10 protein-coding genes are annotated in these 11,077 nt (G+C 71.8%); 5 read left to right on the top strand and 5 right to left on the bottom strand.

The annotated features are described in order from the left end of the window. Together ACNTMW_RS30535 and ACNTMW_RS30530 are read right to left on the bottom strand one after the other, a co-directional pair. The coding region (locus ACNTMW_RS30535) for an adenylate/guanylate cyclase domain-containing protein (protein ID WP_426637419.1) at nt 1-2,129 on the bottom strand (2,129 nt) is incomplete at its 3' end. Then, a complete protein-coding gene (locus ACNTMW_RS30530; protein WP_426637418.1) occupies nt 2,126-2,962 on the bottom strand; it encodes an MBL fold metallo-hydrolase in 837 nt (278 codons plus the stop codon). The genes ACNTMW_RS30535 and ACNTMW_RS30530, both read right to left, overlap by 4 nt. Before the next feature lie 161 nt (nt 2,963-3,123). Between ACNTMW_RS30530 and ACNTMW_RS30525 the strand changes: the two genes are divergently transcribed. Then, on the top strand, nt 3,124-3,987 hold the full coding sequence (locus ACNTMW_RS30525; protein WP_426637417.1) for a hypothetical protein: 864 nt from the start codon (nt 3,124-3,126) through the stop codon (nt 3,985-3,987). 141 nt (nt 3,988-4,128) lie between these two features. On the opposite strand, the gene ACNTMW_RS30520 is transcribed toward ACNTMW_RS30525, so the two are convergent. Together ACNTMW_RS30520 and sp36 are read right to left on the bottom strand one after the other, a co-directional pair. Next, complete coding sequence (locus tag ACNTMW_RS30520) at nt 4,129-4,593, bottom strand: RidA family protein (RefSeq protein WP_426637416.1); 465 nt, start codon at nt 4,591-4,593, stop codon at nt 4,129-4,131. Beyond that, a complete protein-coding gene (sp36, locus tag ACNTMW_RS30515) occupies nt 4,590-4,760 on the bottom strand; it encodes a Sp36 family protein (protein WP_426637415.1) in 171 nt (56 codons plus the stop codon). Before sp36 ends, ACNTMW_RS30520 begins: the two co-directional genes overlap by 4 nt. 201 nt (nt 4,761-4,961) lie before the next feature. On the opposite strand from sp36, the gene ACNTMW_RS30510 reads away from it, so the two are divergent. The 3 genes from ACNTMW_RS30510 to bagB all read left to right on the top strand — a co-directional run bounded on the left by ACNTMW_RS30510 (nt 4,962) and on the right by bagB (nt 7,802). Further along, nucleotides 4,962-5,591 carry an Rv0361 family membrane protein gene (locus tag ACNTMW_RS30510; protein ID WP_426637413.1) on the top strand — a complete coding sequence of 210 codons (630 nt, stop codon included), beginning with the start codon at nt 4,962-4,964 and terminating at the stop codon, nt 5,589-5,591. A 14-nt stretch (nt 5,592-5,605) separates the two neighbouring features. Beyond that, nucleotides 5,606-6,565: an ATPase BagA gene (gene bagA, locus ACNTMW_RS30505; protein ID WP_426637412.1), complete on the top strand. Its 960-nt coding sequence runs from the start codon at nt 5,606-5,608 to the stop codon at nt 6,563-6,565. A 73-nt stretch (nt 6,566-6,638) separates the two neighbouring features. After that, the gene (gene bagB / locus ACNTMW_RS30500) at nt 6,639-7,802 is read left to right on the top strand and encodes an ATPase BagB (RefSeq protein ID WP_483428542.1); all 1,164 of its coding nucleotides are present in this window, start codon (nt 6,639-6,641) and stop codon (nt 7,800-7,802) included. 109 nt (nt 7,803-7,911) lie between these two features. Here the strand turns inward: bagB and ACNTMW_RS30495 are convergent, their stop codons facing one another. Then, the gene (locus tag ACNTMW_RS30495; RefSeq protein ID WP_426637411.1) at nt 7,912-8,232 is read right to left on the bottom strand and encodes a WhiB family transcriptional regulator; all 321 of its coding nucleotides are present in this window, start codon (nt 8,230-8,232) and stop codon (nt 7,912-7,914) included. 459 nt (nt 8,233-8,691) lie between these two features. Between ACNTMW_RS30495 and ACNTMW_RS30490 the strand changes: the two genes are divergently transcribed. Next, complete coding sequence (locus ACNTMW_RS30490) at nt 8,692-11,049, top strand: transglycosylase domain-containing protein (RefSeq protein ID WP_426637420.1); 2,358 nt, start codon at nt 8,692-8,694, stop codon at nt 11,047-11,049. Nucleotides 11,050-11,077 lie beyond the last annotated feature (28 nt).

The raw sequence follows: 11,077 nt of genomic DNA, 5'->3' as shown, positions 1-11,077 counted from the left end.
GTGGGTGGGGTGGGCTCGGCGGCCCACCGGGCGAGCAGCGCGTGCCGTTCGGCCAGGTCGGCCTTGCCCACCCCGGCGTACGCGGCCTGGCGCAGCAGCGGGGTGGCGAAGGCGTACCCGCCCTTGACCTTGCGCAGCATGCGCCGCTGCAGCAGCTCCTCGACGGCCCGCGCCAGCTCGACGGCGGCCACGGCCGACGGCCGGCCACCGGGCCGGCCCGCCCGGAGTACCTCCAGGGCCCCGGCGGGTACGGTGTCGCCGACCACGGCGGCGTCGCGCAGCACGGCGCGGGCGTGGGGTGGCAGCGCGTCGATGCGCGCGGCCAGGACGGCGGCGAGGTCGCGGGAGAGCAACCGGCCACCCAGTGAACCGGGCGCGAGCCGCCACGCCGACCCGGTACCCGTCAGCAGCCCCCGCTCCTGCAGCAGCGCGACCAGTTCGGCCAGGTAGAAGGCGTTGCCCTGGGCGGTGGCGAGCAGCCTGTCCTCGTCGGCCTGTGGCAGCCGACCACCGCCGAGATAGCTGGTCAGCAGCCGGGCCGCGTCGGCACCGCGCAGCGGAGGCAGCGAGGTCACCTCCGCGTCGGCGAACCGGTTGAGGATGCCCGCGGTACGCATCAGCTCCGGCCGGCCGAGCAGCAGCGCGAGTACCGGGCCGGACAGCCGCGACAGCGTGACGCCGAGCGCGTCGACCGTGTCCGGGGTCGCGTCGTGCAGGTCGTCGACGACGATCACCAGCGGTTCCTCGGCGGCCAGGGCCGACAGCAGGTCGGACACGGCCGACGGGATGGCTTCGAGGTCCAGGTCGTCGACCGGCCCGGCGCTGGCGCCCCAGCCGCCCCGAGCGCCGGCGGGACCGGCCCAGGCGGTCCGGCCGGACGGGCCGGTCGGATCGGCGCGCCCCGCCTCGCCGTACCCGATCAGCGTCAACAGCAGCTCGGTGGCCAGGCGCGGCGGTTCGGCGGGGGTGGCTGTCACCCCGGCAGTGGCGGTCGCGGCGGCGCCCGGTCCCGCGGACACCGCGCTACCGGGGTGCGCCGGAACGGGGGCGCCCTCGTCGGGAGGCGGGGAGGCGGGCCGGACCCGGCTCCGGGCGTGCCGGGCCAGCCGCTGGCTGAGCCGGCGCAGCCGCTCCTCGGCCTGTTCCCGGGTGGTCGCGGCGTCGGCCGGCAGGCCGATCGCGGCCCGTACCAGGTCGGCCAGCGGTGCCAGCCGGCGGCGCTCGCCGAACGCGGCGCAGTGCACCGACAGCACCCGGGCGCCCACGCTGGAGGCGAACCCGCCGACCGGGTACCCGGCGACGAGCCGCTCCACCTCGGCGGCGAACCGGGTCTTGCCCAGACCCGCCTCACCGGTCATGACCAGGATGCGGGGCTCCGCCCGGTCGACGACCTCGGCGAGCCGGCCGGCGACCCGGCCCAGCTCGGCCTCCCGGCCCACGAACGGCGCCTCGTCGCCCAGCCCGGACCGGGTACCGGGCGCGTCGAGCAGGCCCAGCAACTCGTACGCCTCGACCGGCTCGCGCTTGCCCTTGAGCCGCAGCGGGCGCAGGGCCCGCCAGGAGGCGACGTGCCGGGTGGCCGCCGCGGTGGCGGCACCGGCGTAGATGGCCCCGACGGCGGCCGCGTCGGCCAGCCGGGCGGCGGTGTTCACGGTGTCGCCGATGACGGTGTACTCCAGCGCCGCCTGCACGCCGGCGACAACGGCGCCGGTGTTGACACCCACCCGCAGCCCCAGCGGCGCACCGCCGCCGCGCTCGTCGTCGAGTACCCGCCGGACCGCCCGCTGCATCGACAGCGCGGCCCGGATCGCGCGCTCGGCGTCGTCCTCGTGGGCGACCGGCGCGCCGAAGACGGCCATGATGCCGTCCCCGGTGAGCTTGTCGACGTGCCCACCGAAGGTCTTGACCGAGCCGGCGAGCGCGGCGAGCACCCGGTCGGTGACCGCGCCGACCCGCTCCGGGTCGACGTCCTCGGCCCAGGCGGTGAAGTCGGACAGGTCGCCGAAGAGGACGGTGACGACCCGGCGCTCGGCGGCCGGTTGGCTCGCGGCGGCCGGCAGCGCCGACCCGCAGTTGTGGCAGAACCGCGCGCCGGGTACGGCGACGGTGCCACACACGGGACAGGTCACGGCTCGTCCAACTCCGCCGACCCCGGCTGTGATTCCCGTCGCTCCATATTTTCCAGATACGCCAGCTGGGCCCGCACCGACCATTCGGCCGCCGGCCACAGCACCGGGTCGACGTCGGCGTACACGACCCGGACGACCTCCTCGGCGGTCCGCGCACCGGCCACGCGCGCGGTGCGGACCTGTTCCAGCCGGGCCAGCCGGTGGTCCAGGTAGTAGCCGGCGGCCGCCGCGCAGTCGGCGAGCGCCGGCCCGTGGCCGGGCAGCACGGGTACCGGGCCGAGGCCGCGCAGGGTCCGCAGGCTGGCCAGGTAGTCACCGAGGTCGCCGTCGGGCCAGGCCACGATGGTGGTGCCGCGGCCGAGGATGGTGTCGCCGCTGAAGACGACCTCCTCCTCGCCGACCCGTACCAGGAAGGTCACCGAGTCGGCGGTGTGCCCCGGGGTGCTGAGCGCCTCGATCATCAGGTCGCCGGCACTGAGCGCCTCGTCCGGGTCCAGTGGCTCGGTACCCACGCAGTGCGCCGGGGCGGCGGCCAGCACGGGCACGCCCCCGAGCATCTCGGACAGCCTCGCGGCACCCTCGACGTGGTCGTGGTGACCGTGGGTGACGAGAATGAACCCGACCGGGGCGTGGCCGACGACGGTCGCCAGATGACCCTCGTCGAGTGGTCCCGGATCGATGATGACCGCCGGCTCGTCGGCACCTGTCCGCAGCACCCAGGTGTTGGTCCCATCGAGCGTCATCGGGCCGGGATTGGGCGCGCGGAGCAGCGTGACCCAGTCGGGCAGCGCGTCGAGCAGGGCCGCCGTGGGCGCGGTCACATGGGTCACCATGCACTGGATGGTACGGCGGCGGCCGGACCGACCTCAGCAGCGCGGGCCGACAACCAGACGTATGGGTACGTAAGTATCGACGACCGGCTTCCTCTTGACGCAGCGTTCGTCAATTGCTGCGCTGTGTGTACCAGCGTCCCCGAAACCCCGAGTGGTGCGCCTTGCGGCAAGACGTCATCGTCGCCTTCCTGACCGGTGCAGTGGTCGCGTCCGCCCTCGTCCTGGCGGTGGTCCACCTCGTCGGCCGGGAGCGGCGGCGGGCCCGTACGGCCGTCTCCGAACTGCGCGCCGACTGGCTGGACCCGTTCGCCGACCACCTGCTCGGACTCACCGAGGCGCAGCGCGAGGCCGCCCACCGGACCGACGAGGTGCATGCCGGGGTGGCCGACGTGCAGTCCCGCATCGACGAGCTGAACCGGCGCTTCCTCGCGGTCCGCACGGAGGTACGGCGGCTGCAGGACGACGCGCTGGCGGCCCGGTACCGGCTGCGGCTGGGTCTGCCCGACGACGCCGTGCTCAAGGGCCTGGTGTACGCCGCCGACCCGGTCGCGGGCGACCGGATCCTCACCCGGTACCTGCGGGCCGCCCGCGCCCTGGACCTGCAGACCTCGCTGGTGACGGCCACCGACGGCGGCCGGTACATCCGGCTGTGGCTGCGCCGGCGGGGAGCCGACGACGTCGACCTCGACCGGCGGGTGCTCGACGCGCTGGCGGAGATACGCGCCTGGGACGGTGACGTGGCGGGTCACCGGCATGCCGCCTCGGCACCGGCCCGCGCCCTGGCCGACGCCATCGCACTGCTGGGTACCCAGGGCGACGCCTTCATACAGCTGGAGCGGGCGGTGTTCGTGACCGCCGACGGCCGGCTCAGCGTGGCCGTGCTGACCGACAGCGACCTCGCATACCTGGAGGACCATCCCGACCTGGTGACCTCACCGCGGCGGGCACTGGCCCGGATGCGGGCCGCGATGTCCGGGCGCTACCTCGATCTCACCCCGACGCTGCGGGCGCTGACCGGCCCGTGAGCGTCACCCGGTCGTGACCGTGACCCACCCAGTGGTCGTCACCGCGGCCTTGATCGTCACAACTTCCGGGGAACTGTGGTCTCCGCCGGGTGCCGAGACCACAACGTGCCGGAAGTTGTGACGATCATGCGGCCGTGACGATCAGGCGACCTCGAAGATCGCCTCGACCTCGACCGGCGCGCCGAGCGGCAGCTCGGCGACCCCGACGGCGCTGCGGGCGTGCCGGCCCGCCTCGCCGAACACCGCGCCGAACAGCTCGCTGGCGCCGTTGATCACGCCCGGCTGCCCGGTGAAGCCCTCGGCCGAGGCGACGAAGCCGACGACCTTGACGACCTTCACCACCCGTTCGAGGCCGACAAGCGAGTCGACGGCCGCGAGGACGTTGAGCGCGCACTGCCGGGCCAGCTCGGTGGCGCGCTCGGCGGACACCTCGGCGCCGACCTTGCCGGTGGCCATCAGCTTCCCGTCGGCGAACGGCACCTGGCCGGACACGTACACGTAGTTGCCCGACTGCACCGCCGGCACGTACGCCGCGAGCGGCGTCACCACCTCGGGCAGTCGCAGGCCCAGCTCGGCCAGCTTCGCGCGCGCCTGCGCCCCGCTCACTGCGCACCCTCCGACGGGCGCGGCCGCTTCAGGTACGCGACGAGCTGCTCGGCGCTCGGCCCCGGCACGACGGTGACCAGCTCCCAGCCATCTTCGCCCCAGTTGTCCAGGATCTGCTTGGTCGCGTGGACCAGCAGCGGCACCGTGGCGTACTCCCACTTCTGCATTGCTCGAGGGCTCCCGTGATAGGGGTTTCTACGCCGACAGCCTAAGGGCTGGACCGGGACGCCGAGTGATCGACCGACCGGCCGTCACGGACCCTCGTCCGTCCGGGTTAATCTTGGCCGCGGCCACATCCCCGCGGCGCCCGCCATCCGTCGGCATCCGGCCCCCGCAAGGGGAGGACACTGGCCCGTGAAGGGGACGACATGAGCCAGCCGCTCGGATACCCGCCCGAACCCGGCGGCCCGCAGGGCCAGCCCACACCCGAGGGCCAGCCCACGCACCAGGGCCAGCCCGGTGTGCCGGCCGCCCAACCGACCGACCCGGCCGCCCACCCCGGTGCGCCGGTCGCCTACCCGGGTGGCCCGGCCACGGCGTCGACACCGCGCCGCCCGCGCACCCTGCTGGTCACCTCACTCGTCCTGGCCCTGGTTCTGCTGCTGTGCGGCGGGGGCGGCACGACGGCGTACTTCCTGATCAAGAAGGTCGGTGGCACTGGCCGCCCGACCCCGACCGACGCGGTCGACGGCTTCCTCACCGCGGTCTTCACCGACCACGACGTGGACAAGGCGACCAGATACGTCTGCTCGGAGTCGCGCGACAAGGCGGACCTGGCCAAGAAGATCGACGAGCTGCGCTCGTTCGAGCGGAAGTACCGGTCCCCGCGGTACAGCTGGCCGACGCCGGCCGTGCAGTCGCGCAAGGGCAACACCGCGACCCTGACCGTACCCATCAAGATCACAACCACCGACGAGCGGACCGCCGAGAAGCGGCTGAAATTCGTGGCGGTCAAGGAGAGCGGCTGGTGGGTCTGCGAAGTCGGGGACGCCAAGTAGCTACTCTCGGTTGCGTGGCTTCACACGAACACGCCGAGTGGCCCGCACGCCTGCACGTCGTGACCGGCAAGGGCGGCACCGGCAAGACGACCGTGGCCGCGGCCCTGGCCATCGCTCTGGCGACCGGAGGCCGGCGGGTCCTGCTCACCGAGGTCGAGGGCCGTCAGGGCATAGCGCAGCTGTTCGAGCTGCCTCCGCTGCCGTACGAGGAGCGGGTGGTCGCGGGCGCGCCGGGCGGCGGCGAGGTCCGCGCGCTCGCGATCGACGCCGAAGAGGCACTGCTGGAGTACCTGGACATGTTCTACCGGCTCGGCATGGCCGGGCGGGCCCTGCAGAAGATGGGCGCGGTCGACTTCGCCACGACGATCGCCCCGGGCATGCGCGACGTCCTGCTGACCGGCAAGGTCAAGGAGGCCGTCACCCGTACCGCGAACGGCCACCGTGTCTACGACGCCGTGGTCGTCGACGCGCCCCCGACCGGCCGGATCGGGCGTTTCCTCAACGTGACCGCCGAGACGGCCCGACTGGCGAAGGTCGGGCCGATCAAGTCGCAGAGCGAAGGGGTCTCGGCGATCCTCCGCTCACCGATGACGGCCGTCCACGTCGTCACCCTGCTGGAGGAGATGCCGGTACAGGAGACCACCGACGCGATCGAGGATCTGGGGGCGCTCGGCATACCGGTGGGCTCGGTGATCGTCAACGCCACCCGCGCTCCGCTGCTGACCGGTGCCCGGATCACCCCGGCGGAGCTGCGCCGCGGCCTGGCGGAGGCCGGCCTGCCGGCCGACCGGGACACCGTCGCCGGTCTGGTCACCGAGGCGAAGGCGTACAAGACGCGGCTCGGGGTGGAGGCCGCCCTGCGCGACGACCTGGCGGCGCTCGGCCGCCCGGTGGTGGAGCTGCCGGTCCTGCCCGGTGGGGTGAGCCGGGAGGGCCTCGACCGGTTGGCCCAGGCACTGCTCACCAGCCCCTGATGGTGTGACGATCCGCGCTCTCGCCGGCGCACGCGGGTCGTTCGCCCCGGTAGCCGGATACGCTCGCAGCGTGCTGTCCGACCACGATGACCGAACGCGGAGTCCGCGGCTGGACGTGGACGCCCTCCTGGCCGACCCGACCGTGCGCATCATGGTCTGCTGTGGCTCCGGCGGCGTGGGCAAGACCACGACGGCGGCCGCGCTCGGGCTGCGGGCCGCCGAGAAGCACGGACGGCGCACGGTCGTGCTCACCATCGACCCGGCCCGCCGGCTGGCCCAGGCGCTCGGACTGACCGCCCTGGACAACACGCCCCGCCAGGTCAAGGGCGTCAACGCCGACACCGGCGAACTGCACGCCATGATGCTCGACATGAAGCGGACCTTCGACGAGGTCGTGCTCGCACACACCGACGCGGAGAAGGCCGAGGAGATCTTCGCGAACCCCTTCTACCAGGCCATGAGCTCCACGTTCTCCGGCACCCAGGAGTACATGGCGATGGAGAAGCTGGGACAGCTACGCGCCCACGGCCATGACGGCCAGGAGTGGGACCTGATCGTGGTCGACACCCCGCCGTCGCGGTCCGCGCTGGACTTCCTCGACGCCCCGGCCCGGCTGTCGCGCTTCCTCGACGGCCGGATGTTGCGGATGCTGCTCGCCCCGGCCCGCGCCGGCGGGCGGAGCGTGTTCAAGCTGGCGTCGGCCTCGTTCGGGATCTTCACCCGGGCGGTGACGAAGGTCCTCGGCACCCAGTTGCTGACCGACCTGTCCACCTTCGTGTCCGCGCTCGACTCGATGTTCGGCGGCTTCCGTGAACGCGCGGAGCGCACGTACCGGATCCTGCAGGACCGCGAGACGGCGTTCCTGGTCGTCGCCGCGCCCGAGCCGGATGCGATCCGGGAGGCGGCCTACTTCGCCGACCGGCTCGACAGCGAGAAGATGCCGCTGACGGGGCTGGTCCTCAACCGGGTGACCACCGTCGCCGCGCCGGCGATCAGTTCGGAGAACGCCCGGGCCGCGGCGGTACGCCTCGACGGGGTCGACGGGCACGACGTGACCGCCGACGCGCTGCGCATCCACGCCGGCCTGGTCGAACAACGCTCCCGTCAGGCCGCGGTGGCCGACCGCTTCGTCTCGGCGTATCCACAGGTACCGGTGGTCGAGGTGCCGGTGCAGCCGGCCGACGTCCACGACCTCGACGGGCTGCGGGCGATCGGCCGGTCACTGTCCGGCGCCTGACTTTCCCGCACCCGACTTCCCGGCGCCCGACTTTCGTGATCATGGGGAGAGCGATACCGGCGGGCGCGGTCGAGTCCCCCCACGACCGCGTCCGCCGGTGGTCACCGCATCAGCCCGCCGCCACCAGTTCCTTCGCCGCGCCGACCGGCTGCTTGCCCGTCTCCTTGACCATCGCGGCCTCGAAGGTCTTGCGCCAGCTGGTCACCTGAGGATGACGGCGCAGCAGCGCCCGCCGCTCCCGCTCGGTCATGCCGCCCCAGACACCGAACTCGATGCGGTTGTCGAGCGCGTCGGCGAGGCACTCGTTCCGCACCGGGCAGCCCCTGCAGATCCGCTTCGCGACGTTCTGCTCGGCGCCCTGGACGAACAGCGCATCCGGGTCACCGCTTCGGCAAGCCGCCAAGCTCGGCCAGTCGACGACCATCGTCATCTTTCACGTCCCCCCTTGAAAAGCCCCCCCGGGCCTTTACACCCAAGCCGCTGGATGGCCGCCGTCGATGCGGATCGTGGTCCCACACCACAAGCCGCGAACTCCGACATTGGCCGCCAACCGCCCACTACGACCGACGGTCATTACCCTCCAGGCCCGGAGGGCCAATTCACTTCCATCGGTCATGATGCTCTGTAGTCGTGCGATTACGCAACGTCGCTTTCACCGAGTTGGACCCCGTGTCGGGTGGTACTAAACATGCTAAACAGGACTTTTTTACTTTTCGTCCGCGCCAACCACCGAAATGGGTCATCCAAAACGTCACATATTCCGCCCGACCGGCGGACAGAGCCGCATCGGCGCCGCCGTGCCTAGAGTCATCCGTCTATCACAACGAGGTGGCGTCCTGAAAGGACGCGCGCCTATTGCACCGTCCCGTACCCTGTGCGCGTGACATGGATGCGCAAGCGGGACCATGGTGTGCTCACCAACACCGCATCATTGCTCGTCTGCGGCCTACTCGCAGGAATCGTCGTTGCGGCAGCAGCCTTCCCCGTCGTCGCCATGTCAGGCCTCGCGGCAAAGGCGAGTGCGGAGGCGTTCGACCACCTGCCGACCGAACTGGTCGAACTGCCGCCGCCGCAGATCTCCTACGTGTACGCCTCGGACGCCAAGACGCTGCTCGCCATGTTCTACGACGAGAACCGCCGCGACGTCCACCTCAGCGAGGTCTCGCCGGTCATGCAGCAGGCGATCGTCGCCGCCGAGGACTCGCGGTTCTACGAGCATCACGGCGTGGACCCCAAGGGCGTCGCCCGTGCGGCCGTGGCCAACCGTGGCACGGGCGGCCAGGTCTCCCAGGGCGCATCCACCCTGACCATGCAGTACGTCCGGCAGGCCCTCGCGTACTCGGCGCACACGAACGAAGAGATCGTCGCCGCGACCGAGCAGACGTCGGCCCGCAAGGTACGCGAGATGAAGTTCGCGCTGGCCATCGAGAAGAAGTACAACAAGCAAGAAATTCTTGAGCGCTATCTGAATATTTCGAGCTTCGGACACGGCGCCTACGGCGTCTTCGCCGCGAGCCAGGTGTACTTCGGCAAGGAGCCCAAGGACCTCACGCTGCCCGAGGCGGCGCTGCTCGCCGGCCTGGTCAAGGCGCCCAGTTCGTACGACCCGGCGGACCCGGACTACCCGGAGAAGCGCACCGCCGCGCTGGAGCGCCGCGAGTACGTGCTGCGGCAGATGGTCACCCTCAAATACATCACGCAGCAGCAGGCCGACCAGGCGAAGGCCGCCGAGCTGAAGATCGTCGGTCAGCGGTCGCCCGAGGGCTGCGCCTCGATGCCGCGTGGCGACCTGGGCGCCGGCTTCTTCTGCGACTACCTGTACCGGTGGTGGCTGAGCCAGGCCGACTTCGGCACCGACCCCTTCTCCCGGCAGAACAAGCTCAAGAGCGGCGGCTACAAGATCATCAGCTCGCTGGACGTGAACACCCAAGCGGCGATGCGTCGCAACGTCGAGGGCGCACTCGCCACCGGCAGCCCGTACGCGGCGATGGTCGCCGCGGTCGAGCCGGGCACCGGCCGGGTGCTCGGCCTCGCGACAAACCGCACCTTCAGCAACGACCAGAGCAACAACGGGCTGAACACCAACCCCTTCAAGAAGGGCCAGAAGGGCAACTACCCGAACACGACCGCACCCCTGCTGACCGGCGGTGGCGACATCGAGGGCTACCAGGCCGGTTCGACGTTCAAGATGTTCACGATGGTCGCGGCGCTCGAAAAGGGCATGACGCTCGACTACACCATCAACACCACGTCGCCCTATCAGTCCAAGAAGTACATCGTGAGCAGCGACGGCGAGGCCGCTTGCAAGGGCACCAGTTACTACTGCGTCGTCAACGCCAGCCCGACCTGGATGAACGGCCCGCGCAACATGTGGACCGGCTTCGGCCGCTCGGTCAACACGTACTTCCTGCCGCTTCAGGAGCGGGCGGGCGCCGAGAACGCGGTCGATGTCGCCAAGCGGCTGGGCATCCAGTTCCGCTCCCACGGCGTCCCCCCGGAGATCGGGGACTACGAGCGGGCCAACAACCCCGACTACGCCAACGGCTGGGGGCCGTTCACGCTCGGCGTGAGCGCCACGACGCCGCTCGACCTGGCCAACGCGTACGCCACACTCGCCGCAGACGGCACCTACTGCGCGCCCACGCCGATCACCGAGATCCGCGACATGGACGACCACAAGCTCGACCTCGCCAAGCCGCAGTGCCGCCAGGTCGTCGGCGCCGACGTGGCCCGCGCCGCCGTCGACGCGGCCCGCTGCCCGCTGGGTGACCAGTCCGCGTACGGTCGCTGCGACGAGGGCACGGCCTCGGAGGTACGCAGGATCGTGGGCCGCCCGGTGGCCGGCAAGACGGGCACCACCGACAACGACCGCACGGCGACGCTCGTCGCGATGACCAAGCAGATCGCGATGGCCGGCATCCTCGCCGACCCGGACAACCCGCGGTCCGACCGGCTCAAGGCCGACCTCAGGAATCCACACGACAACATCAACAAGGCGGTGCAGTACGCGCTGCGCGACGCCATGGCCGACAAGCCGGCGGTCAACTTCGCCGCGCCGAGCCGGGAGATCGCGTTCGGCAAGGGAGGCGGCAACCCGACGCCAACGAGTTCCACCTCCGCCCGGAACCGGGGTGGCCGGGGTGGCGGGGAGGGCGGCGCCGCACCACAGCCGGAGCCACCGGCGCAACCGCCGGCCCGGGATCCCCGGTGCACGCAGGACCCGCTGCTGTGCGGGACGCGACAGTAGTACCGCCATACGAACGAGCGGGGGTGGG

Origin of the sequence: Planosporangium spinosum (assembly GCF_049999945.1) — a bacterium.
GTDB classification, from domain to species: Bacteria; Actinomycetota; Actinomycetes; order Mycobacteriales; family Micromonosporaceae; genus Planosporangium; species Planosporangium spinosum.
This window is presented reverse-complemented; position numbering and strand designations above follow the sequence as displayed.